24 protein-coding genes are annotated in these 23,580 nt (G+C 63.1%); 10 read left to right on the top strand and 14 right to left on the bottom strand.

Going from position 1 to position 23,580, the window contains the following annotated elements:
• Window positions 1–455: 455 nt before the first annotated feature.
• From CI15_RS12075 to CI15_RS12065, 3 genes are all read right to left on the bottom strand, one after another.
• Entirely contained in the window at window positions 456–971 is a 516-nt protein-coding gene (locus tag CI15_RS12075) for a hypothetical protein (protein ID WP_062128028.1), read from the bottom strand.
• A 247-nt stretch (window positions 972–1,218) separates the two neighbouring features.
• Window positions 1,219–1,698, bottom strand: a complete 480-nt coding sequence (locus CI15_RS12070; RefSeq protein WP_062128026.1) for a nuclear transport factor 2 family protein — start codon at window positions 1,696–1,698, stop codon at window positions 1,219–1,221.
• 12 nt (window positions 1,699–1,710) lie between these two features.
• On the bottom strand, window positions 1,711–2,367 hold the full coding sequence (locus tag CI15_RS12065; RefSeq protein ID WP_062128024.1) for a TetR/AcrR family transcriptional regulator: 657 nt from the start codon (window positions 2,365–2,367) through the stop codon (window positions 1,711–1,713).
• A gap of 121 nt (window positions 2,368–2,488) precedes the next feature.
• Here CI15_RS12065 and CI15_RS12060 point away from each other — a divergent pair, with 121 nt between their 5' ends.
• Window positions 2,489–3,139 carry a YceI family protein gene (locus CI15_RS12060; RefSeq protein WP_062128022.1) on the top strand — a complete coding sequence of 217 codons (651 nt, stop codon included), beginning with the start codon at window positions 2,489–2,491 and terminating at the stop codon, window positions 3,137–3,139.
• A 42-nt stretch (window positions 3,140–3,181) separates the two neighbouring features.
• Here CI15_RS12060 and tdh read toward each other — a convergent pair whose 3' ends face one another.
• Window positions 3,182–4,213, bottom strand: coding sequence for an L-threonine 3-dehydrogenase (tdh, locus tag CI15_RS12055; RefSeq protein WP_062128020.1), 1,032 nt, complete (start codon window positions 4,211–4,213; stop codon window positions 3,182–3,184).
• 28 nt (window positions 4,214–4,241) lie between these two features.
• Window positions 4,242–5,447, bottom strand: coding sequence for a glycine C-acetyltransferase (locus CI15_RS12050; RefSeq protein ID WP_062128018.1), 1,206 nt, complete (start codon window positions 5,445–5,447; stop codon window positions 4,242–4,244).
• 137 nt (window positions 5,448–5,584) lie between these two features.
• On the opposite strand from CI15_RS12050, the gene CI15_RS12045 reads away from it, so the two are divergent.
• From CI15_RS12045 to CI15_RS12035, 3 genes are all read left to right on the top strand, one after another.
• Window positions 5,585–6,223, top strand: a complete 639-nt coding sequence (locus CI15_RS12045; protein ID WP_062128016.1) for a helix-turn-helix domain-containing protein — start codon at window positions 5,585–5,587, stop codon at window positions 6,221–6,223.
• A gap of 123 nt (window positions 6,224–6,346) precedes the next feature.
• Complete coding sequence (locus CI15_RS12040) at window positions 6,347–6,757, top strand: DUF2471 family protein (protein ID WP_062128014.1); 411 nt, start codon at window positions 6,347–6,349, stop codon at window positions 6,755–6,757.
• A gap of 115 nt (window positions 6,758–6,872) precedes the next feature.
• Complete coding sequence (locus tag CI15_RS12035) at window positions 6,873–7,955, top strand: tyrosine-type recombinase/integrase (protein WP_062128012.1); 1,083 nt, start codon at window positions 6,873–6,875, stop codon at window positions 7,953–7,955.
• A 70-nt stretch (window positions 7,956–8,025) separates the two neighbouring features.
• On the opposite strand, the gene CI15_RS12030 is transcribed toward CI15_RS12035, so the two are convergent.
• Window positions 8,026–9,255, bottom strand: coding sequence for a DNA-binding protein (locus CI15_RS12030; RefSeq protein WP_062128010.1), 1,230 nt, complete (start codon window positions 9,253–9,255; stop codon window positions 8,026–8,028).
• A 1,930-nt stretch (window positions 9,256–11,185) separates the two neighbouring features.
• Here CI15_RS12030 and CI15_RS12025 point away from each other — a divergent pair.
• Complete coding sequence (locus tag CI15_RS12025) at window positions 11,186–12,535, top strand: replication initiation protein (RefSeq protein ID WP_062128008.1); 1,350 nt, start codon at window positions 11,186–11,188, stop codon at window positions 12,533–12,535.
• Window positions 12,536–12,594: 59 nt separating this feature from the next.
• Here the strand turns inward: CI15_RS12025 and CI15_RS12020 are convergent, their stop codons facing one another.
• Together CI15_RS12020 and parA are read right to left on the bottom strand one after the other, a co-directional pair.
• Window positions 12,595–13,650 carry a ParB/RepB/Spo0J family partition protein gene (locus CI15_RS12020; protein ID WP_062128006.1) on the bottom strand — a complete coding sequence of 352 codons (1,056 nt, stop codon included), beginning with the start codon at window positions 13,648–13,650 and terminating at the stop codon, window positions 12,595–12,597.
• Window positions 13,651–13,674: 24 nt separating this feature from the next.
• A complete protein-coding gene (parA, locus tag CI15_RS12015; protein ID WP_062128004.1) occupies window positions 13,675–14,337 on the bottom strand; it encodes a ParA family partition ATPase in 663 nt (220 codons plus the stop codon).
• A 715-nt stretch (window positions 14,338–15,052) separates the two neighbouring features.
• On the opposite strand from parA, the gene arsC reads away from it, so the two are divergent.
• Window positions 15,053–15,412: an arsenate reductase (glutaredoxin) gene (arsC, locus tag CI15_RS12010; protein ID WP_062128002.1), complete on the top strand. Its 360-nt coding sequence runs from the start codon at window positions 15,053–15,055 to the stop codon at window positions 15,410–15,412.
• 29 nt (window positions 15,413–15,441) lie between these two features.
• On the opposite strand, the gene CI15_RS12005 is transcribed toward arsC, so the two are convergent.
• On the bottom strand, window positions 15,442–16,425 hold the full coding sequence (locus CI15_RS12005) for a sulfonate ABC transporter substrate-binding protein (protein ID WP_062128000.1): 984 nt from the start codon (window positions 16,423–16,425) through the stop codon (window positions 15,442–15,444).
• Window positions 16,426–16,669: 244 nt separating this feature from the next.
• Here CI15_RS12005 and CI15_RS12000 point away from each other — a divergent pair, with 244 nt between their 5' ends.
• The gene (locus CI15_RS12000) at window positions 16,670–18,046 is read left to right on the top strand and encodes a GntT/GntP/DsdX family permease (RefSeq protein ID WP_062127998.1); all 1,377 of its coding nucleotides are present in this window, start codon (window positions 16,670–16,672) and stop codon (window positions 18,044–18,046) included.
• 79 nt (window positions 18,047–18,125) lie between these two features.
• Window positions 18,126–18,416 (top strand): DUF1272 domain-containing protein, encoded by a 291-nt coding sequence (locus CI15_RS11995; RefSeq protein WP_062127996.1) that lies wholly within the window; start codon window positions 18,126–18,128, stop codon window positions 18,414–18,416.
• A 47-nt stretch (window positions 18,417–18,463) separates the two neighbouring features.
• Here CI15_RS11995 and CI15_RS11990 read toward each other — a convergent pair whose 3' ends face one another.
• Complete coding sequence (locus CI15_RS11990; RefSeq protein ID WP_062127994.1) at window positions 18,464–18,670, bottom strand: zf-HC2 domain-containing protein; 207 nt, start codon at window positions 18,668–18,670, stop codon at window positions 18,464–18,466.
• Window positions 18,657–19,265 (bottom strand): RNA polymerase factor sigma-70, encoded by a 609-nt coding sequence (locus CI15_RS11985; protein WP_062127992.1) that lies wholly within the window; start codon window positions 19,263–19,265, stop codon window positions 18,657–18,659. Before CI15_RS11985 ends, CI15_RS11990 begins: the two co-directional genes overlap by 14 nt.
• A 464-nt stretch (window positions 19,266–19,729) precedes the next feature.
• Between CI15_RS11985 and CI15_RS38035 the strand changes: the two genes are divergently transcribed.
• The gene (locus CI15_RS38035; RefSeq protein ID WP_277621033.1) at window positions 19,730–19,864 is read left to right on the top strand and encodes a hypothetical protein; all 135 of its coding nucleotides are present in this window, start codon (window positions 19,730–19,732) and stop codon (window positions 19,862–19,864) included.
• A 140-nt stretch (window positions 19,865–20,004) separates the two neighbouring features.
• Here the strand turns inward: CI15_RS38035 and CI15_RS11980 are convergent, their stop codons facing one another.
• The gene (locus CI15_RS11980; RefSeq protein WP_062127989.1) at window positions 20,005–20,220 is read right to left on the bottom strand and encodes a hypothetical protein; all 216 of its coding nucleotides are present in this window, start codon (window positions 20,218–20,220) and stop codon (window positions 20,005–20,007) included.
• A gap of 292 nt (window positions 20,221–20,512) precedes the next feature.
• Between CI15_RS11980 and CI15_RS11975 the strand changes: the two genes are divergently transcribed.
• Window positions 20,513–21,067, top strand: coding sequence for an NADPH-dependent FMN reductase (locus CI15_RS11975; RefSeq protein WP_062127987.1), 555 nt, complete (start codon window positions 20,513–20,515; stop codon window positions 21,065–21,067).
• Between the two features lie 48 nt (window positions 21,068–21,115).
• Here CI15_RS11975 and CI15_RS11970 read toward each other — a convergent pair whose 3' ends face one another.
• Window positions 21,116–22,162, bottom strand: coding sequence for a hypothetical protein (locus tag CI15_RS11970; protein ID WP_062127985.1), 1,047 nt, complete (start codon window positions 22,160–22,162; stop codon window positions 21,116–21,118).
• Window positions 22,163–22,418: 256 nt separating this feature from the next.
• Window positions 22,419–23,580, bottom strand: a 1,162-nt coding sequence (locus CI15_RS11965; RefSeq protein WP_153041101.1) for an ATP-binding protein, incomplete at its 5' end; no start/stop codon positions are given.

Genomic DNA, 23,580 nt, shown 5'->3' with positions numbered 1-23,580 from the left:
TGGGCGATGCCCGGTTCGCGCGACACGCGAATGGTGAGGAGTTCCAGGAGGTGAGGCTACGGTGAGGTTTTACGGGAGCGGTGCACGGGATGCGCAACGGCTCACTCGATGTGAGCCGAATAGGCGATAAGAGGGCGTTGCATCGAAGCGTGCGGGACGTGCTTCGTTGGCTTTAGCGTGGCCGTGAGCGACGGTGTTTCGCAGCGGCCGTCGCGTAACGCATCGGTTTCCAGCGCGCGGAAAGTGCGCCGGAATGCGGGGCTAAAAGCTGAATCGAGCCTGTTGAGGTGAGGTCTTCCAGGATGGTGAGGATTTCCAGGAGTCGCGCGGACGGCGCTTGCGCGCAATGGTGAGGAATTCCAGGAGATTGGTCCGCACGCGAGGCCTCGCGCCGGAGGCGTCAACTCCCGAAAAACCTCACCTGAGGGCGATCGCCCTCATGGCTTACAACTCGGTCAGAACTTCACCTTCACCTGAAACCCAATCGTAAAGGGCAGATTATCCGAGGGGATGGGCGGAACGATGATGAAGTTCGCGCCGACGCGCTTGTAGTCGACCATCACGATAGGCGCGACCACCGGGCCGACCGTGTGATTGCGGCCAAGACCCCAGTTGCCGTAGTTATAGCCGGAAATGATCCCGCCGATCGCCGCAAGCCGCACGATGCCCCAATGCGCGAACTCGGGCGCCCATACGCCACCGCCGTAGTAGGACGGCCGACGCAGCGAGTTACGAAAGCCGCCGACCGTCAGCGCCCATTGGTTGTTGAGCCAGCATTCGACGCCAAGCCCCGGATTGAATTGCTCGAAGTGCGTATCCGGATCGGGATTGATGTGATACGAGCCGAGCATCGCGTCGACCCAGATACCGCCGTCGCACCAGCTCGCGTGCGCCGTGGACACCGCAGCGAAGCTTGCGAAAAGCGCCACCGCGGCGCGTCGGATATTCTTGTTCATCTGCCGAAAGTGCATTTCTTCTCCGTCACCGGTCGAGCGCCGGTGTCATCGTGTTCTGGCGATCCGCGTGCCGCCCGTCGCGCACTGTACCTGAAGCGGCGCGGTCGATGTTGAGGACTCGCTCGGCCGGCCGGGCACGCGACCTGCCCCCAGCCGAAACCGCCACGATAACGGAGAACCGATGGCGTTGTGATGAACAGGCGCTAAAGAAATTCGCGGCGCGCATCACGCGCGCCGTCGGCGATGAATGTGACGGAAATGCCTACAGTCCGAGATCGGACAGGCTGGGGTGATCGTCGGGCCGCCGTCCGAGCGGCCAGCGATACAAGCGGTCGGCTTCACGGATCGGCAGATCGTTGATGCTCGCGTGACGCCGCGCCATCAGGCCATGCTCGTTGAACTCCCAGTTCTCGTTGCCGTACGAGCGGAACCAGTTGTTCGAATCGTCGCGCCATTCGTAGGCGAAGCGCACCGCGATGCGATTGTCGGTGAATGCCCACAGTTCCTTGATCAGCCGATAGTCGAGCTCCTTCACCCACTTGCGGCGCAGAAAGCCGACGATCTCCGCGCGGCCATGCACGAATTCGGCGCGGTTGCGCCACACGCTATCCGTCGTGTACGCAAGCGATACGCGCTCGGGCTCGCGCGTGTTCCATGCGTCTTCCGCGGCGCGTACTTTCTGGATCGCGGTGTCGCGCGTGAAGGGCGGCAGCGGGGGACGGCTTTCGATCGGATCGGCCATGATGGCTCCTGGTCAGGTTCTGGTGCGCCGGGGTGGCGGACGTTGGGTCGTGGTGGGTTTGGTTGCCGCATCGAGCAAGGTCTTGCCGACCGCCTGTGCGTCGAGCGCCGCATCGGCTTCGCCGCTCACGAGCGCCACGGCGATCGCGCCGTCGAGCAACACAAGCCATTGCCGCGCGAGCGGCGCCGTGCGACGCGCATCGAGTTGCGTTTCCGTCGCTAACGCGTCGACTTCGGCGCGCACGACATCGAGCAAACGTGCCTTGTGTTTGCGCGCGACGACGCGAATCGGATCGTCGGCGGACGCGATTTCACCGGCCGCGTTCAGAAACGCGCAGCCATGAAAATCCGCCGATCCAAACCAGTCACGCAGTACGTCGAACATGCCGAGCAGGCGTTTGCGCGCGCTCTTGCCGCGCCGTTGCGTGCTGGCGATGAACCAGTTCATCCAGCGTTCGTCGCGCCTCTCGAGCGCGGCCGCGATCAGCGCATCTTTCGATTCGAAATGCGTGTAGAAGCTTTTGCGCGCAGTACCGGACTGCCGCACGATCGCGTCGACGCCGGTTGCATGGATGCCGCCGGCGTAGATCAGCGCCTCGGCGGCGTCGAGCAGGCGTTCGCGCGCCGAGCCGGGTTGCGTCGGGTCGGTCGGGGTCGGTGCGTGTGTCATGGACGAAAGGTAGAACGATCATTCTCCTTCGTCAAGTTTTTCTTCGAGCTCCCGTGCTCTGGTGCGCTTGCTGCTATCGTGATGGAGATCGCCTGACCATTGCACAACCGGAATCGCTTCGATGAACCCGTCCTCCGTTCGCACCGCGTGGGTACGCGCCCTGCTCGGCGTCATGCTGCTGAGCGCGGTGGCCTGCACCCCCTTGCAGGTGCTCACGCATTCTGTCAGTCAGAACGAAGCGCGCGTGCCGCCGGGGCGCTACGACATCGATCCCGACCATACGAGCATCACGTTCGATATCGATCACTTCAAATACACGCGCTTTACGATGCGTTTCGATCGCAAGCAGGGGCAGCTCGACTGGAACGACGGCGGGCTCGAGCGCAGCACGGCGTCGGTCACGATCGACGCCGCGAGCATCGACACGAACGTGCCGCTGCTCGACAAGATGGTGAAGAGCGACAGCATGCTCGGTGTCGCGCGCTATCCGCAGATCCGCTTCGCAAGCACGCGTTTCGTGCGCACCGGTGACGCGCGCGGCACGTTGACCGGCGATCTGACGATCCGCGATGTCACGCAGCCCGTCACGCTCGACGTCACGTTCAACGGCTTCGCGCCCGATCCGCTGACGAAGAAGGACACGCTCGGCTTTTCCGCGGACGGTCATTTCAGCCGTGCGAAGTTCGGCTTGGCGACGTGGTATCCGGCCGTCGGCGACGATATTCACGTGCGCATTCAGGCCGAGTTCGTGAAAACGCCCGCAGGCGCGTGAGCGCACTGCGGGCGTTGACCCATCGAATGACGCGTTGCCGACTCAGGCCGTGGTCCAGTCGAGAATCACCTTGCCGCTTTCGCCGGAGAGCATCGTCGCGAACGCCTGCTGGTAATCGTCGACCTTGAAATGGTGCGTGAGGATCGGCGACAGATCGAGGCCGCTTTGCAGCATCGCGACCATCTTGTACCAGGTCTCGAACATCTCGCGGCCATAAATGCCCTTGATTTCGAGGCCTTTGAAGATCACCTGGGTCCAGTCGATCGCGGTTTGCGCGGGCGGAATGCCGAGCAGCGCGATCTTGCCGCCGTGGTTCATCGCTTCGAGCATGCTCGTGAACGCGCTCGGCACACCCGACATTTCGAGGCCGACGTCGAAGCCCTCGGCCATGTGCAGATCGTGCATCACGTCGCGCAACGATTCGCGCGATACGTTCACCGCGCGCGTCGCGCCCATCTTGCGCGCGAGTTCCAGGCGATAGTCGTTGACGTCGGTGATCACGACGTTGCGTGCGCCGACGTGCTTCGCAATCGCGACCGCCATGATGCCGATCGGTCCGGCGCCGGTAATCAGCACGTCCTCGCCGACGAGGTTGAACGACAGCGCCGTATGCGTCGCGTTGCCGAACGGATCGAAGATCGCGGCGAGGTCGTCGGAGATTTCGGGCGGGATCTTGAACGCGTTGAAGGCCGGAATCACGAGGTATTCGGCGAACGCGCCCTCGCGATTCACACCGACGCCGATCGTGTTGCGGCACAAATGCCGACGCCCCGCGCGACAGTTGCGGCAAAAACCGCACGTGATATGTCCTTCGCCCGACACGCGATCGCCGATCGCAAAGCCGCGCACTTCCTGCCCCATCTCGACGATTTCGCCGACATATTCATGGCCGACATGCATCGGCACCGGAATCGTCTTCTGCGCCCAGTCGTCCCACTTCCAGATATGAATGTCGGTGCCGCAAATCGCGGTGCGCGTGATGCGGATCATCACGTCGTTATGGCCGACTTCGGGCTTCTTCACGTCCGTCAGCGTGAGGCCCGGTCCGCGTTCGAGTTTTGCCAATGCTTTCATCTGTTTCTCCATTCGAATCACGCGGCGACTAGGCCTGGATCACGCCAAGCTCGCGGCCGACGCGGGCAAACGCCTCGACGGCGCGATCGATCTGTTCGGGCGTGTGCGCGGCGCTCATCTGCGTGCGGATGCGCGCGCGCCCGCGCGGCACCACCGGGAACGAAAAGCCGATCACATACACGCCTTCCTTCAGCAGCGCATCGGCCATCTTGCCCGCGAGTTGCGCGTCGCCGAGCATCACCGGAATGATCGGATGTTCGCCCGGCACGAGCGTGAAGCCGAGCGCGCTCATGGCGCGGCGGAAATGCGCGCCGTTTTCGCGCACGCGCGCACGCAACTGCGCGCCTTCATCGCTGGCCAGCAGTTCGAGTACCTTCAGCGACGCGGCCGCGATGCTCGGCGTCAGCGTGTTCGAGAACAGGTACGGACGCGAGCGCTGCCGCAGCAGTTCGACGACTTCCTTGCGCGCCGCGACGTAGCCCCCCGATGCGCCGCCGAGCGCCTTGCCGAGCGTGCCGGTAATGATGTCGACGCGCGCCAGCACCCCGCAATGCTCGGGCGTACCGCGGCCGTGTTCGCCGATGAAACCGACCGCGTGCGAGTCGTCGACCATCACCAGTGCGCCGTACCGGTCGGCCAGGTCGCAGATGCCGGCGAGGTTCGCGATGATGCCGTCCATCGAGAACACGCCGTCGGTCGCGATCAGCTTGAAGCGCGCGCCGGCCGCGTCGGCTTCCTTCAGGCGCGCTTCGAGATCGGCGAGGTCGTTGTTCCGGTAGCGAAAGCGCTTCGCCTTCGAGAGCCGCACACCGTCGATGATGCTCGCGTGATTCAGCTCGTCGCTGATGATCGCGTCGCTTTCGTCGAGCAGCGTTTCGAACAGGCCGCCATTCGCGTCGAAACAGCTCGAATAGAGAATGCAGTCGTCGGTTTGCAGGAACGCGGCGAGCGCTGCTTCGAGTTGCTTGTGGACCGTTTGCGTGCCGCAAATGAAGCGCACCGACGCCATGCCGAAGCCGTCGTTATCGAGGCCTTGCTTCGCGGCCTCGATCAGCCGCGCGTCGTCGGCGAGACCCAGGTAATTGTTTGCGCAGAAGTTCAGCACGTCGCTGCCATCGGCAAGACGCACGTCGGCCGACTGCGGACTCGCGATCACGCGCTCGCTCTTGTAAAAGCCGTCGGCGCGGATCTGTTCGAGGGTGCCGCGCAGATGGGCAAGGTATTGGTCACGCATGAACGAGACTCCTGAGGGTAATGGCGCCCGCGTTCGCATGGGCGCAGGGAGGGCGGCCTGTTATAGTCAGCTGTCAGCTTTACCGGATATTTTCGTTTTTTCGAACTAAAATCCGGTATATCGAACAACTCTAAACGATGGGTCAGGAAATGGCAAGTTCGGGTACACGCCGCGCCGCGGCCAATGCGGCGCCCTCCTCCGCTACCGCGCCGTCACCGGCGAGCGCGGCGCCGCCTCGTGTTGGCGAGCAGATTCAGCGATTGCGCGCCGAGCGGCGCATGACGCTCGACGATCTGTCGCGCGCGGCTGGCGTGTCGAAATCGATGTTGTCGGAAATCGAGCGCGACAAGGCCAATCCGACGATCGCGGTTGCGTGGCGGCTGACCAATGCGCTCGGCGTGAGCCTCGATTCGCTGTTTGCGGCGCCGAAGCCGCCGGAAGCCATCGCCGTTTCCGGTCCGCACGATATTCCTACGCTAAGCGGTCACGACGCGAAATACCAGTTGCGTGTGTGGGGACCGATCGAACTGGCCGGTAAGTTCGAGTGGTACGAGTTGACGCTGCAGCCAGGCGGGGCGCTGGTGTCGAACGCGCACGAGCCCGGCACGCGCGAACATCTGACCGTGCTGCAAGGCTCGATCGAAATCGAGGCGGCCGGCGCGGCGAAGCGGCTCAAGGTCGCGGACACCGCGCGCTATGTTGCGGACGAGCCGCACGCGATCCGCAACGTCGGCAAGGGCGAAGCGAAAGCGCTGCTGGTCGTGATTCACGGGTAACGGGGCCGGCTGGCGGGGGCTGGCGTCGTATTGGTGCGTAGTTTTCGGCGCCTTAGGCCGTTCGGCCAGGTTGCGCCTGGTACTGTATGTTTGTACAGTATCAAGTGTCGATTGGAGCCGAGAATGAACAACCTGAAAGCCGTCCCTACCGATCAAACGCTTGCCGCGCTGCGCTACCAGAGCGCCGCGCGCGATCTCGAACATATCGTGCGCAACATCGCCGCGCGCTATATCGTCCAGCAGGTGCCGCTCACGTGGCGCCTGCTGCATGCCATCGAAGCCGAGGCGCTGGCCGACCTCGGGTTTGCAAGCCGCCACGACGCGCTGATGCTCGGGCTGTTCCAGCGTCCGTCCGATCTGCCGTACCCCGAAACCGACGAGGGCGTGGATTTTGGCGCGTCCAATGCGTTGCCGGCCGTTTTCGCGTTTGCCGTCAATGCCTACGAGGAAGCCGCGCGGCAGGCGGAGCGTCGTGCGGCGCGGCCACTGGCGGTTCATGCGGCGTCGAGACGCGCGCGGGCATGGGGCGGTTGATGGCGAGCTTATGTGCGGATAGGTCGGATCTTCCTCCGTTCCTTGCGGTCTGCATTGCAGCGCTCGGCGCCTACAATACGCGAACCAAACGGAGCAACTAACGGAAGGAATGCTCATGTCGCCCCCTCATCTGTCCGAGCCCGTTCCCCGTCCCGCGCCCTCTACCGATCTGTTCGATCAGCAGCGCGAAGACTGGCGTCGCGACCCGCAGATCGCATTCGATGCATGGCTCGCGAAGCAGCATTTTCGTCGCTCTTCCGCGTTGGTTTATCAGGCGCAGTGGGGTCAGTTTCTCGACTGGCTCGGCACGCGCCAACAAAGCCTCGCAACGGTCGACACGCCCGCGATCGCCGAATTCGTCGCCAGTCTCGAGATTCGTAGAACGCAACGGATCCGCTATTTGCGGCTCATCGAGCGCGTGCTCGATCATGTGCGCGAGGTCGAATCGGCATCGACCAATCCGGCCCGCTTCATTGCTCAGGATGGCGAAGCGGCGTGGCGCAACGCGCGCGACAATGAGCCGACCGGCTTTCTCACGCATGTCGAGCGCACCGCGTTGATCGCGCAGTTGTTTGCGCCGTTGCCGGCGCTGTCGACCGCGCAACGCTGGAGAGAGCGACGCGATCGCGCGTTGATCGCCGTGTTTCTGGGTGGCGGATTGAAGACAGGAGAGGCGGGAGCGCTCACGGTTAGTTGCGTGAAGACGGGCTCGCCGTGGATTACGATCGAGTCCGCGAACCCGATGCTGACGCGTCGCACGCGGCTCGCGCCATTCGCGACGGCGATTCTCGACGCATGGCTCGCCGAACGTCGGCTAACCGAGTTGGCCGGCAATCTCGTGTTTCCCGCGTCGCCGTCCGGACGCCCTATGCACAAAGCCACGATGCTGCGCGCGGTGGACGCGCTGGTCGATGCCGCGGGAATCGCCGCATCGCGCCATTCGCGCGCGAGTCCGCAGACCTTGCGCAACACGTTTGCGGCGGACCTCTTCGAGAGTGGGGTGGAGGCCGAACAGGTCGGCCAATGGCTCGGCTTCGTCCAAGGGGTGTCCGCGAACCGGCTGTATCGCGCGTGGCAAACGTGGATCGATCAGCAGGATTCGCCTGCGGCACAGGAGCCGGATCCGGCTGCGGCGCCATTGCCCGAGCCCCGGCGCGACGGGCGTTTGACGAGGAAAACGGGAGCTGGGGAGCCCTGAATAGCCTCACCTTTGAGGTCCCGAATTTCCTCACCTTTGGCGTTTTTTCCGCTGGATTGGCGATGCGCCGTTAGCGCACCGCGTCGACGGAACGGGAGGACGGCGCGGTGCTCGAATCGTTCGACAGAAACTGGCTCACGGCCGCAAGCCGCGATTCGCCGAGGCCCGACGAGTGCTCGCATTCCGGGCACAGCAGTTCGAAGCGGTGATCGACCTGCGACAGCTCCGGCTCACCTTCCTCGCATTTCGGGCATCGCGCGGGCAGCGTCACGTGGCCGTCGGCCGCGGTGCCGATCATGCCCAGCTCTTCGCTCGTGAGCCGTCCCTCGCTAACCAGCGAGCACAGCAGCACGGCGATGGCCGGATCGATACCTTGCTGGCCACGCAGCGTGACGACTTCTTTCGTCAGCGCATCGACTTCGTCCGACTGCTCGCGCACTTGCGCGTCGAGGCGGTCCGCGCGCGCCTTGGCGGCGGCAATCTGCTGAATGAACTCGAATTCCTTGCGGCTTGCATCACGGACACCGGACTGGTACGTGGCGGCCATGCTACGCAGCGAATCGAGCTCGACCAGCATCGGCTTGACGCGCCGCTCCGCTTCGGCGACCGCATCCTTGATCTGTTGTGCATAGTGCTCGGTGCTTTGCCGCAATTCGACGTGCAACGCGTCGATCCGGTCGCGCAGCGCCGCATTGGCGCTCTGCTCGTTTTCGAGCCGTTGGCGCAGCGTTTCATTTTCCTGGTCGAGCCGGCGCGTGGTTGCCTGCAGGCCTTCGAGGTGAACACTGCCATGCGTGGTCGCGCTGGATAGCTGGGTTTCGAGTGCGCGAACCCGCTCCCACGCGGCTTCGGCGCGCGCCTCGCTGCGCCTGATGGCGTCGTCGGCTGCGTCGCGGCGAATTTCCGCGTCGCGTACGCGCAGTTCGGCGGCGCTGATCTGTGCGCGGATCTCTTCGCGTTCGCCCTCGAGCGCCGCCTTGGCCTCGACGACCGCTTCTTCGAATAGCGCGCCTAGCAGTTCGCCGGCGCGATCTTCGAGTGCCTTTGGAATCGCACCAGCTCCCACCTTGACCCGCAACACGTTGCGTATACGTTCCCAGAAATGATCGATGTCTTTCGGGATGTCGCTCGCGCTACCGGTTTGGGTGAGATCGCGTACGGCCGCCATCGAGGGCCGGATGCCAAGATCGAAAAAGAGCCGCTTGCAGGCATGGAGCGACAGATCCTGCCGGCGTATACCTTGTGCGCGCATCGTTTCAAGCTCATCGCGGATGGCTTGGCGCTCCTGATCCAGATTCATGTTTACCTCGATGTCGCTCGAATTGGATAAATCATAACAATTTACGTAGTGTTTGCTACTAACTCATGAGTGACGAGCGAATTGGCGTATGCAGACGGGCTTTGATGGGCGACTTGGGGCTGTAAACATGCGTGTCTGGCTTTTTTCCGTGAAACAAAACGAAGAATAGCTGATAAGCCATTGTATTAGAAGCGCTTTGCCTGATTTCCTCATGATCGCGCACTGTTTCACGGGAGAAGATCCTATGGCGATTGGTGGTAGGAGACCGTGTGTCACGGGCTCGCGGGGGTAAAAGGCTTGAGAGTAATAAAAGTAAACACCTTTGAACCCTTGTTAAAGACGTTAACGCTCCGGCAAACCCTTATCTGACGGGGGTTTCAGGCCGACAAGGTGAAGCTTTGCGGGAGCCTTGGTGAGAGTCTGCGGGAAACTCGAGTGATGGTGTTCGGGGAGCTCGGTGAGGAGGTCCGGGACGGAACGTGAGCGGGTTCAGGAAACGCCGTATACGTGGGGTTTGGGCAAAGGTGAGGTTTTGCGGGACTTCGAAGCCGCGAAGTGCCCGAGCGCTCGCGAAAGTGCCTTGTCGGTCCGGCCAGTACTAAGGTGAGCGCTTTCGGGAGGGGCGAGAGCGTGGGTTTTCGGTGGTTTTTTGGGGTGGTAAACCGCTTTGGTGAGCCGACACGGGAGAAAACGCGAAACGAAGGTGAGGTTTTGCGGGGTGAGGGCGACCATTTCGCCTGCTTTTTGAGCAATCACGGCGTTGAGGTGAGGTTTTACGGGAGCGTAGGTGGATTGCGATGCATCGATCGTCGGGAAGGCTGGCAGGCTGGAACCGCTGGCGATTGGAAAGGTGAGGGGATTCGGGAATCTGACGTATACGGCGGATCGGCCACCGGGTTTTTCCAGCGATTCCCTCAAAGGTGAGGCTTTTCGGGAAGCATGGGAAGGCGTTTTGAACGCTAAGGTGAGGAAATTCGGGATGAGAAGGAGGGCTTTGGGCTGGAAATGCCCGGCTGATCGCGGTTTGCGTATGGCTGTATACCCAGCTTCGGATTGCAAAGGTGAGGCTTTTCGGGAAGCGCGAGATGGGAAACGAAATGTGCTGCGGTGCGAAAAACAGGCTTGAGGTGAGGTTTTACGGGGGCACCCGTCAGGTGCGGACTAGCGGGGATTATCGCAAGTCATTGAAAGTATGGAGTTTTTGTGTTGGCGATTGTAAAGGTGAGGGTTTTCAGGAGTTCTTGGGCGTGATGCGCTGAATCCTTCGGAAAGCTCAAAGGTGAGGCTTTTCAGGAGGTGTCGTCGGCCCGGTGCGGTATTGGCGCGGGATGAGAGCGTGTCGTGTTGCGCCGTTCAACGATGTTACGGTGAGCTTTTTCGGGGGGCATCGAAGCGGTGCGGATTTGCATGTAGCTCGATCTCCCCTTGGCAGTGGCTCCGGATCGGGTGCGAAGTCGAATTTTGCGGCTTCGGAACGACCCGCCCGTGCCGAAATGCGGGCGCCTGGTAGCGCGCTTCGGCAAGACCATGCAGGCATTCCCTTTATTGAGCCGGATTTTGCGTCGCCGGCATCATGCGGTAACTGACAAGTCGCTCTCCTGGCCGTACGACGAGGCCGACACCCGCCACAGGGCCCGCTCCGTTTACTCAAGGTCTCGAAAAATCCGTGAAAAATTTTAAGGTGAGAAGATTCGGGATCGAATGCTCCCGGTTGCCGAGTGCCACGAAATTCGCTGGATTCGCAAATGCCGCGACCGACAAGGAGAGCCCGAACCTGGTTGCAGCGAGGGGAGGTGAGACTTTTCGGGAGTCGCTCGCGGTGAGTCGCGCTTCGTAAACTCGCTTCACCGGCAACGGTGAGATGGGCGCTATAGACGCGTATCACCACAGCCGGTATGCTCTCGCGAAATCCCCCTCCTCACCCCGACGCATGGCCACGAAGCGCGCGAAAAAGACCGATGTTGTCAGCCAGAGCTCGGCTGAGCTGCGCAAAGCCGTCGAGGCGATCGCGATCCAGCCCAAGAGCGGCAAGATCACGCTGCTTACGCGCAAGCTTTTCAACGTGTTGCTCGCGGTGGCCCAGCAGGCGGACGAGTCGGGTGACACGTATCGCGCGCTCCTGTCCGACATCGTCGCCAATTCCGCGTTCGATTCCAATGACACCGCGCTCGTCAAGGAGCACCTGCGCCGCATGGTGTCGGTGCAGGTCGAGTGGAGCAGCGGCACGTCGAGTCAGAAGCCCGGCCGCAAATGGGGTATTTCGACGCTGATCGCGGACGCGGAAATTCTCGAAGATCCGACCACGCGGCGCGTCTGGGTCGAGTTTTCATTTGCACCGAAGATCAAGAAGAAGCTGCTCGATCCGGTCCAGTATGCGCGGCTGAGTCTGCAGTTCCAGAGCCAGTTGCGCAGCAGCGCGGGCCTCGCGCTCTACGAGATCTGCGTGCGCTATCTGACCAACCCGAGCCATCTGACGATGCGCGAGACCTGGGAATGGTGGCGCCCGATTCTGTCAGGCACGCCCGATACCGAAGCCGGCGACGAAGCGAAGCGCGAGTACAAGTATTTCAAGCGCGATTACCTGCGCCCGGCCATCGCCGAGGTCAACGCGGTCACGAATATCTTTGTCGAGCTGATCGAGCATCGCGAGGGTCGGCGCGTCGCCGAAATCCAGTTCCGCGTGACTGAGCGCAAGCAGCCGATGCTCGCGCTCGACGAACATCCGAACGTGTTCGACAGCACGCTCGTCGACCGGATGGTGAAGATCGGCATTCCGCTCAAGGAAGCGCAGACGCTTTACGCCGACAGCGAGGAGAACCGGATCCGCGCCGCTCTGCAGATGACCGAGCAGCGTATGCGCAGCACGTCGCTGCCGCCGGTGCGCAGCGCGCCGGCGTTGTTCAAGGATGCGTTGAAGAAGGGCTATGCGCCGCCGGTCGAGGCGCTGCCATCGGGTGGCGGCGCGAGCAAGGCCGTGGGGGCGCCAGCCGACGATCTGAAGGCGCGCCTGCTCGGCGAATATTCGGCTTACCGTCGCAAGCAGGCCTACGAGCTGTACAACGAACAGGGCGAGTCGGAGCGCGATATCGCGCGGCAGTCGTTCGAGGAAGAGGAATTGCCGGGGCTCGGCACGCACATGCGCGACGACTGGCGACGTCGCGGGCTCGACTCGAAGATCGTCGAGACAGCTTTCTTCGACTGGCTCGCGCGTAGGACCTGGGGCGAGCCGACCGACGGCGATCTGCTCTCCTTTACGCTGAATCAGTCGCGCGCGGCCTGATCGATCGATAACGGCCTTTCAAATCAGAGCGGCAGTGCACGCGCACCGCCGCTCTTGTCTTACTTCAGCATCTTCTCAATCTGCAGCAGGATCTCGTCGCGCTTTTCGCGCGTGAGACCTTTCAGTCGCAACTCGAGCCGGTCCTCCCCGTACGACTTCAGGTCGCCCACCGACACGCCGCCAAGCTTGATTTCCAGACGTTGCGCGTAGCGCTGCCGGCCCGCTGGTTTTGCGCTTTCCTGCGCGGTCGCCCGGCCTTTCACGATGTCGGCGACCTGGCGCGTGCTCAGATCGTCGGAAAGGATCCGGTTGATCAGCCGCAACGTCGCGTCCGCGCCGCGGGCCGAGTGGTAGCGGCCAACCTGATATGCCATGTTCGAGCCGAAGCGGTCCGGGCGCGCGACCATCTCCTGCATCACCGGTTCAGGCAGCTTGGCAATCGACAGCGCGACCGCGATCGTCGATTCGTCGAGTCCGAGATGTTCGGCCAGTTCCTTCTGACTCTGGAAATGCCGCTCGTCGAGAAAGCGTCGCCAGACGACCGCGTTGTCGAATACCGTCTGCGAGTCGCGCTGCACGTTGAGGTCGTAGCCGAGCTTGTAGCTCTGGATGCCGATCGGCAGATCGATGACGATCGCTTTCACCGACTCCTTGTTCGCTTCTTTCAACGCACGCACGCGTCGGCCGCCATCACTGACGAAGTAGGTGCCGGGGTTGTCGTAGTCGGGAATGACGTGAATCGCCTGCTGCTGCCCTTGCTTCGCGAGATTGACGGCGAGCTCCGCAATCGACGACTTCACATAGAAGTACCGTGGATTGAACGGGCTCGGCTTGATCGTTTTCAGCGCCAGCTCGATGACCTGGCCCGGACGATAACCGTGTTCGAGTCGCCACGCGCGGTAGGCCGCCGATTCGTTGGCCGGATCCGGCATCTCGGCGTCCTGCAAACTCGACGGTATGACGGCCGGGATCGGACGCCCGACTGTCGTCGGCGTTTTCGGTTCGTTTCTAACCAGACCGTCGATCGCATTCAGACGGTCGAGGGCGGTGCGCTTTTCGCTGCTGGTCGTGTCAGGACGTGCTTGAAAGCCTTTGGCGAACTGGGACGGTTTCATTCAGGGTCCTTTATGCGCATAAATTCACGGGAGCAAGGCGGCGATCTCGTTGGCGCACGCCCGTACTTCGAGCGCGGCGAGCTTTGCGCCGCGGTCGTTCATCTGGAGCACTGTTTGCCCTAACGCCATGGCCTGCTTGTAGGCCTCGCGCGTGGGAATCTGGGTTTTCAGCAGAGGGAAGCCGAGTTCCTCCAGCGCGCGCTTGAGCTCGCGCGTCAGCATCCGTTTCTCCTCGGTCTTGTTGAGCAGGAACACCGCGCGCAGGTCTTCGTTCATGACCTGAGCTTGCTGGACCAGCTTGACGAGGCCGATGCTCGACCAGTAATCGGCGGGGGAAGACGACGTGGGAATCACGGCGACGCTCGCTGCGAGCAGAACGACGCCGGAGACTTTTTCGGTGATGGAGGGCGGACAGTCGACGACGATGATGTCGTAGTCAGCCACGAACTTCTTGATCTCGCGATGGATCTGGCTACCTGCCTCGGACAGGTTGACGACCGCGAAGGGAATGCCGCTGTCGCCGTCGGAGGCAGCGCTGGCCCAATGAATCAGGGTGTTTTGGCCATCCGCGTCGACGACGAGAACGCGTTTGCCTTTCTCGTGAAATGCAGCGCCGAGATGCATCGCGATGGTGCTCTTCCCGACCCCGCCTTTCTGCTGTGTTACCGCGATGATTTCTGCCGCCAAATTTCACCTCCTCTTTTTAGACGCAAATGGATTTTACCTGGTTGAATTGCTATTTCAAATGATTTATGTAAGCGAAATTCGGAAATAGGCCATTCGGCAGAGGGTTTATGCGCATAAAGAGGCGTAAGGGGTGGGGTGATGGTTTGAGCGATTCGCGAGGAAGCGTGAGAGGCGGCTTTAGCGCAGCTGTTTTCGTGGAGTCGACAGCGCAGGGAGATGGCTGGTGCTTCATGTACTGCGTGTGACGACAGAAGCAACTGCTGAGCGTCCTCGGTCGAGCTATTCCGTCGCGGAAGAGAGGAGGCAGGTCCGAGGAATCGAGGGGCGGACTTTATGCGCATAAAGTCCACGTGGTGATCTGCACGGAGAGTGCATTCCTCACGTGCACGCTCACCTCGTCCTCATAGCAATCGGCAAAGGCGAACGCGCCGCCGACACGTCGCCCGCAGACACAGACGGTTCACATCGCCCAGGAGCAATCGAATTGCGAGCGCCGCAAGAATGCCGCGCCGGGTCGAGCTAAGCGACGTGCCGTTCCGCCTCGAAAGAGGCGTCGGTTTATGCGCATAAACCGGCACGCCCTACCGATCGTACAAACAACGAGCCAGCCGCATCGTCCGTCGCCCAACGCCACGCAACCACGTCACCCGCTAAAATTCCCCCACCCTTCTGACCGCCCCAGCAACCCTCAACGACGCAAGCCCCAAAACCAGCCATGATCACCATCTACCACAACCCGCGCTGCTCCAAATCACGCGCCGCCTGTGAACTCGTCGCGAACACCTACAACGCCGCAAACGAGGCGACGGAAATCGTCGAGTATCTGAAGAAGCCTTTGGGCGTCGCCGAGCTGAAGAAGCTCAACGCTCAACTGGGCTGTCCCGTCCGCGAAATGATCCGCGACACCGAAGCCGAATATGAAGAACTGAATCTCGCAGATCCGACGCTGACGGACGCCCAACTCTACGACGCATTGGCGAAGCACCCGATACTGGTGCAACGTCCGATCGTCGTCAGAAATGGGCGTGCGGTCATCGGTCGCCCGCCGGAAAACGTCGCCGCGCTCTTTGCGTGAGCGAGCAACTGTCGAAGTAAAACGCCGCGCTAGGCCTTGCCCGACAGCGCGGCATCCCTGGTGACGATCTTCGTCGGGATCAGGTGCAGTTCGGCGAACGTATCCGCGATGCGCTGTTGCTCCGCAAGCACATTCGCGTCGACGGGCTTGTAGATATGCGCGTAGTGGCGCAAGCCTGATTCGATCACGCTCGCGTCGAGCCCTTGAATCGGCGCGAGTTGTGCGGCGGCCTCGCTGTAGTGGCCGCGTACCCACTCCCCTTCCTTGCCGACTTCATCGAGGACGATTGCAAGGACTTCGCCGTTCTGTTGCGCGAATGGCCGCGCGCTCAGAAAGAACTGGTGGTGACTCACGATACCGTCGGCATCGGCGAGCAGCCGCGCGTTCGTTTGCCGTTTAGCGGCTTCGAGGAACGGATCCCAGATCGCCCAGGCATCGACCGCGCCGCGCTCGAAGGCCGCGCGCGCGTCAGCGGGCGGCAGATACACCGGTTGAATCTCGTTGAACTTCACGCCGTTCTTCTGCAATGCGGCGACGAGAAACCAGTGCACATCCGAGCCTTTGTTCAGCGCGATCTTCTTTCCCTTCAGATCGGCCAACGTTCTGATCGGCGCATCCGGATGCACGAGGATGCCTTCAGCGTGCGGCGTCGGAATCTCGTAGGCGGTATAGACGAAATTGGCGCCCGCGGCCTGCGCGAACACCGGCGGCGCTTCGCCGACATAGCCGAAGTCGATCGCACCGACGTTCAGCCCTTCCAGCAATTGCGGCCCAGCCGGAAACTCGGTCCATTTGACCGCGATGCCGAGCGGCGCGAGCCGCTTCTCAAGCGTGCCGTGCGCCTTCAGCAATACCAGGGTGCTGGCAGCCTTCTGATATCCGATGCGAAGTTCTTTCGCATGTTCATCGGCGGCGAATGCGGCGGTGGATAACACCGGCAACGCGGCAGCGGCCAGCGTTGCGCCTACGCCGGCAAGAAACGTTCGGCGCGTCAGCAGCGGATCACGGGACATGAGAATACTCGTCGAAAAAGAAAATGACGGACGCCAGAAGATGGTCCGATTGGCTCCGACGATAATTCGTCTGCCGGCCTGGACGAACCGATAAATTCGCATAAGCAAATCAGGCTCCAGTAGCGAAGCATTGCCAAACGCCCCACATCCCCTCCCGCTACAATCCACCAGCAAAACGGCACTCGCGACAACCCACTCGCGGCTGCCGCGACCGACTGAAAATCAAGAGAGGAAAAAAGCCACCGTGCCTGTTACGACAACACTGACACCCTGGGCCGCCCACGACACCCAACTGATCCTGTCGTGCGCGCTTGGGCTCGCACTGATCATCATCTTCATCGGCGTGCTGAAGCTCGCGCCGTTCCTGTCGATTCTGGTCGGCACGTTCGCGGCGGGCTTCGCCGCCGGGCTCCCGCTCGAAGCGGTCGCGAGCGCGTTCAGCAAAGGTGCCGGCGCGTTGCTCGGCGACGTCGGCATCATCATTGCGCTGGGCGCGATGCTCGGTGCGTTGATGGCCGAATCGGGCGCCGCCGACCGGCTCGTATCGACGATCCTCGGGCACTCGACCCCGCGCACGCTGCCATGGCTGATGGCCGTCGTCGCGCTGCTGATCGGCCTGCCACTGTTCTTCGAAGTCGGCCTCGTGATGATGGTGCCGATCATCTTCGTGATGGCGCGTCGCTCGCAGCAACCGATTCTGCGCATCGCGATTCCCGCCCTCGCCGGCATGACGACGCTGCATGCTTTGCTGCCGCCGCATCCGGGCCCGCTGATCGCGGTGAGCGCGTTGCACGCCGATCTCGGTTTGACGCTCGGTCTCGGCCTGATCGTCGCGCTTCCGGCGGTGATCCTCGCCGGTCCGCTGTATGGCATCTGGCTGTCGAAGCGGATGCACGTCGCCGAGCCCGAAGAAATGGGCAAGCTGTTCACCGCTCACGAGAGCGGCATCGAACCGCCGGGCTTCGCGATCTCGCTGATCACGATTTTGCTGCCCGTCGTGCTGATGCTCGGCCGCACGGTCGCGAAGCTGCTGCTTCGGCCCGAAACGTTCATCTTCGATACGCTCAATTTTCTTGGCGAGCCGTTGATCGCGCTCGGCCTCACCGTGCTGTTCGCAGTGGTCGCCCTCGGCTGGTCGCGCGGCATGGCGCGCGATCGCGTCGGCGGCATTCTGCGCAAGAGCCTGCCGCCGATCGCCGCGCTACTACTGACGATCGGCGCGGGCGGCGGCCTGAAGCAGGCGCTGGTCGTGGCGGGTATCAGCACGACGATCGGCAAGATCGCGGTCGGCGCGCCCATGCCGCTGATTCTGCTCGCATGGTTGATCGCCGTCGCGCTGCGCCAGGCCACCGGCTCAGCGACGGTCGCCACGACGACGACGGCCGGCATCGTCGCGCCGGTCGTCGCGGGCCTCAGCACGACGCATAATTCGCTGATGGCGCTCGCGATCGGCGCCGGCTCGGTGTTCTTCTGCCACGTGAACGACGCCGGATTCTGGATGGTCCGCGAATACTTCGGACTCCAGCTTAAACAGACTGTGCTGGTGTGGTCGGTCTTGCAGACGATCGTGTCGGTCGTTGGCCTCGCGTTGACGCTCGTGCTGTGGAGCGCGTTGACCTGACGACGGCGCGGCAGACACACTGTAACGTACCCGAGAAACCGCCGGCGACGCCCTCGCGACCGGCAACAGGAGCCCTGCCATGCTCGAATTGCGACCCACCTGCGAGGGCTGCGGCAAGTCACTTCCGCCGAACGCAACCGACGCGATGATTTGCACGTACGAATGCACGTTCTGCGAGGTCTGTGCGCTGACCAGGCTGCGTAACGTGTGTCCGAATTGCGGTGGCAATTTCGCGCATCGGCCGATTCGCACGCGAGCCCAACTCGCCAAACATCCGGCGCGGGCCGACGCGCATCCTGTGGCCATCGATGAAGCATCGCACGCACGCTTTTTCGAACGCTATCGGGACGTGCCGCCGAGCGAGCGCTGAGCGGCGCGGCAAGGCAACGCTCAGTGGGGTGCTGCGTCCCCGACGCCTCACTCGTCGCGGCTCGCCGCTCCATCCACGCTCGCCGCGCCACTCGCCACCTGCGCCGCGACCCGCAGCAACCGGATCTGCTTGCGATAGTTCCTGCATCCGCTGCAAGTCGGCAGATGCAGCCTGATCGCAACCCACTCGCCGGTCGACAGCGAGCGGTCGAGCGCATCGGATAGCAGCCGCGTGATGTCCTTACACTTCCCCATTCGCATCCTCGCTGGATAGGCCTTTTTCGCTCAGGCACGTGCGCAGCCGCAGCCGCGCGCGATAGATCAGCACGCTGCAGTGATTCGCGTTGATCTGCAGTTCGGTGCAGATCGCCGCGATGTCGAGATCGAGAAACTCACGCATCATGAACACGCGTCCGATGTGCTCGGGCAAATGCTCCAGGCACATCTCGAACAACGTCCAGAACTGCTGCTGACGCAAGGCGGTTTCGGGTGTCGGCCACGGACGCGGCTTGGTGTCGCGCGACCAGTGTCCGTTGTCCTTGAAGAGCTCCCGATCGAGCAGCGCCTCGCCGTCGAGTTCGGCCTCGAGCGCCGACAGATTGACGGTGCGCTGACGCGCGCGCAGCGTGTCGACGAGCTTGTGGCGCAGGATGCCGAACACCCAGGTCTTGTGCTCCGACTGCGCGGCGAAGCGCGCGGCCTGAGTCCATGCGGCGGTCAGCGCTTCCTGCACGGCGTCCTCGGCGGCTGCGGCATCGCGCAATTGCAGACGCGCGAAACGCACGAGGTCGCGCCGCAATTGCGCGAGATAGATGGGGTCGTCGAGCGAGGGGCCGCCTGGCTGCGTCACGGGGTGCTCCGGCGCTGCGCTGTCGGCCGGCCGCCACGCTGCGCGTGCGGCCCTGAAACGTCGTGATTCATGAGCGGAAGGTCGTCCTCGCACGGTCTGCGGATGGGTGCGCCATTCTCCCTCACGTTCGTGCCCAAGCGAATCGGTATTGAACATATTCCCATTGAAATCGTTGACCCGATGAGCTTGGTCGCGCGGCGCGACGGCTTATGACAACGGAAGTTAACTATTGCGAAAAATGAAATTGCGAGCCCGGGAGCGCGCAAGCCTGGGAATCCAGGCATTGACCCATCAGGGTGTCCCGCTGGAGCGCCGAACCAACGCGATCAGGCAATCGCGATTATTTCAATTTACAAAAAAATGTCTTTTCGTCTTCGTGGTTTGTGGGCGCAGGCCGCATCGCTATTCTTCACGCCATCGATCGCATCAGATCGTGCAATCACACGCAAACGAGGACCCGTACCATGAAACGCATTTTTTCCGCCCTGATCGCTTCGGCCGCACTGTTCGCAGCGGCTTCGGGTGTCGCGCACGCCGCCACCCCGGAGTCGACCTGTAATGGCCCGGCGTCGTACTGCAACGTATTTTTCGGCAACTGATCGGCACGTCGAAACACATCGCCAGGAAGAAAGAAAGGGCACCGGTAGCGGCGCCCTTTTTCGTATTCAGCGCGGACGGGAGCGTCGAGCTGCGTCAGGCAGCCGCTTCTATCCACAGTCGATCGACACCCCTCACATCCCTACCGATCCGGCGTCTTCCCGCCGCCATCGAGTCCGGCGCCTGTGCGCCACACCTGTTTGCCCCGCTCCGACAACTCGCCGCAACTATGCGTGGCATCGGCTTCGACGCCGTCGACGGCCATCTCGCCACCGGCCGGCTCCTGCGCGCGTTGCCGCGCTTTCTTGCGTGCGGCGAGCGCTTCGTCATGCGATTTTCCTGCGTAGTCGAGACTCATGATCCGGTCCTCCAGAATGTCAATTGTGAGCGCTTGCCTCAAATCGGCCAGTCCCGAAGGCAGGCTTGATTGACAAGGCAAAAGTTTCACTTATCCACAAGGTTATTCAGCGATTCTGTGGATAACTTTTCGGCTTGCCAGGTTATCCACCGACAGAGGGCGCAAGAATCTGTCCCGATCCGCTATCGCCCCGCCAAATCCGTCAACGGGCTGGGTGCTTCGCGCGGCTTTTGCCTATGATGGACAGTCCGTACCCTTGGCGCGTCGAGCGCCTTACCTGAGGAAGCGAACCATGGCCTATCACATTGCAGTGGTCGTCGGCAGCCTGCGGCGGGAATCGTTCAATCGTCATCTGGCTCAGGCGGTGATTTCTCTCGCGCCAGCCGATTTCACCTTCGAATACATCGATATCGGTTCCCTCCCGCTGTACTCCCAGGACTACGACGCCGACTATCCCGAAGCCGGCAAGAAGCTCAAGGAGCGCGTGCAAGCCGCGGACGGCCTGCTGTTCGTCACGCCCGAGTACAACCGCTCGATGCCGGGCGTGCTGAAGAACGCGCTCGACTGGGGCTCGCGCCCGTGGGGCACGAACTCATGGGCCAACAAGCCCGGCGCGGTGATCGGCACCTCGGTCGGCGCGACCGGCACGGCGCTCGCGCAGCAGCATCTGCGCAACGTGCTCGCCTATCTCGACGTCCCGACGCTGGGGCAACCCGAGGTCTTCATCAAGCACGATCCATCGGTCATCAATGACCAGGGCGAGATCGCCAACGACGGCACGCGCAAGTTTCTGCAGACGTTCATGGACCGTTACGTCGCGTGGGTCAAACGGCACGCGGCGGAGTAAGGAAACCTCGCCTCACGCGGCTGAGCGCGCCCGGACCGGCCGCATCGCCTACACGTGGTGATGCCCGGTCACCCGCTCCCAGCCGTGACGCACCGCGAGCTTGAAGCGCTCCCACGTGCTGTCCGGCGCCGTGGTTTCCCAATAGCGGCGTGCTTCGGGCTCGATCTCTTCCCACGGACGGTCGCGGAATCGCGCGTCGCGTGCGATCTCCGTGCCATACCGATAGGCCGGCACGTAGTCTTCGTAGCGTGCGTCCGCGGCCGCGTACTGCTCGTCGTAGTGCGTGCGGAAGTCTTCTTCGTACTCCAGATATTCGTTCGGCATCTGTGCGCCGGGACCGGTGCCCGGCTGCCCGCCTTCGGGGACGATGTCCGCCGGCTGCATCACCGCGCCCGAACCCGGCACGGAGCCGGCGGCGAGCGCGCTGCGTCCGGGGTCACCAGCGAGCGGGTCCGCGAAGGTCTCGGATTGCGGTGTGGCAGGAGCTGGCATCGTCTCCGGTGAGCTCGTACCGGTCGCCGAAGTGGCGCCGGTCGCGCCGGCGATGCCAGTGGACTCGGCCATGCCCGCGGCAGTCGCTGCGCCGCTGCTTGCCGCGGTGGTGTCCCGCATCCCCGGCCTCTCGCCCGCTTCTGTCGTCACGCTCGCCGTGCGGGGCGTACCCGGCATCACCGCGCCGATGCCCAGTTCGTCGAGGACCGAGTGATCGCGCGCGGTGGGGGCCAGCGTGTCCACCTCAGGCTGGCGGTCGCCGATATCGGTCGCGCCGAGCCGCACGAGCGTATTGCGCGCGAGTTCCGCATGCGATTCGCTCGCCGCGTGGACGCACACGAGCACCGCACCGCGCCGCATCGCCTCGGCATAGCGCGCGGTGTCGCCCGCGCGCGGACCCGTCGAGAACAGGCTGGCGAGAAAGCGCTCGATATTCGCGAGCACACCCGCGTTGGCGACTTCGCTGGTGGCCGAGCCGACGGAAGGTTCGGCGCTCGCCTGCAACTCGATCTTCTCGCGCGCGAAACCGGTTTGCACGAGTGTGTCGCGGGCGACTTCAGCCTGCATGTAGGTGTCGAATAAACCAATCACGGTATGTTGCATGGTCGTCTCCCGACATGTTCTGCTGGAACGGGCGGCGCGAGACGCGCCGTTTGCCTCCCGTACAGACGCACGCAACGTTCATGCCCCCGCGCCGCTGTGCGGCGGCACCGAGCCCCAGGGGCGGCCGCGATGCCCGCTGCGCTACGCATGACGCGGCTCGTAATGAAAAAAGCGCTACGTGTGGCCGCCGCGCTTTTTACAAGGTCTGGTAAATGACGCCTGGATGACGGCGTGCGATCGATGTAGGCGATCGCCCTCAGGTGTCGGCTGGATGCGTGGCCGCATCGGTGCCCGCTTGCGCCACGTCGTGCTGGATCGTTTCGAGCAGCTTCTCGAGCAGGCCGATATCGAACGGCTTGGACAACACGCGCACGTTCACGTGCCGCGCTCGGTCGAGCTCTTCCGCATAGCCGGTGACGAGAATGACCGGCAGCCGCGTGTCGAATCCGAGCACCGCTTCAGCCAGATCGATGCCGTTCATCTTGCCGGGCATGTGAATGTCCGACAGCACCAGATCGAACGGCAACGGCTCGCCGGTGCTCGCGCGCGTCGCGCGGGCGTCGTCGAGCACCCGCAGCGCCGTGTCGGCGTTGAACACGCAGGTGACCTGGTGGCCCATCATCTGCAGCAGCGCCTCGGTGCCGGCGGCGACTTCTTCGTTGTCCTCGACGAGCAGCACGCGCAGACCGCACGGCGAGCCGCTTTCGGGCTCGAGCGCTTCGATCGGCCCGGCCGTGTGCGGCTCGGTCGCCGCGCGCGGCAGATAGAGCCGCACCGACGTGCCCGCGCCGATCGCGCTGTCGATCGCCGCAAGCCCGCCCGAGCCCTCACAGAACGCGAATACCTGCGGCAGCCCGAGGCCGGTGCCCATGCCTTTGGACTTGGTCGTGAAAAGCGGCTCGAACGCGCGCGCGAGCACTTCGGGCGCCATCCCGGCGCCGGTGTCTTCGAGCGACAGTTGCACGAACTCGCCGGTCAGCGGAAAGCCGTCCTCGTGGCGGAACACGACGTTGCTCGCACGCACGGTGAAGCGCCCGCCATTGGCCATCGCATCGCGCGCATTGACGGCGACGTTGATCAGCGCGAGCTCGAGCTCGGCGACGTCCACGCGCACCGGCCAGGTATCGAGGCCGCTGTCGATCACGAGCGACACCTTCGCGCCGAGCGAGGCGCGCAGCAACTCGCGGCACGACGGCAGCCAGCGTTCGAGCGACAGCGTCTCGGTGCGCAGCGGCTGCTTGCGCGCGACGCCGAGCAGCTGCCGCGTCAGCGACTGGCCGCTTTTCAACGCCCGCTCCATCGCCGACATTTCGCGCTCCAGGCCGCCGACGCCGCGTCGTCGCATGATCTGCACGTTGGCCGACAGGATCATCAGCAGGTTGTTGAAGTCGTGCGCGACGCTGCCCGACAGCCCACCG

The organism is Paraburkholderia monticola, assembly GCF_001580545.1.
Lineage (GTDB): Bacteria > Pseudomonadota > Gammaproteobacteria > Burkholderiales > Burkholderiaceae > Paraburkholderia > Paraburkholderia monticola.
Note: the sequence above shows the minus strand (reverse complement) of the source record. Positions and strands in the feature narration are given on the sequence as shown.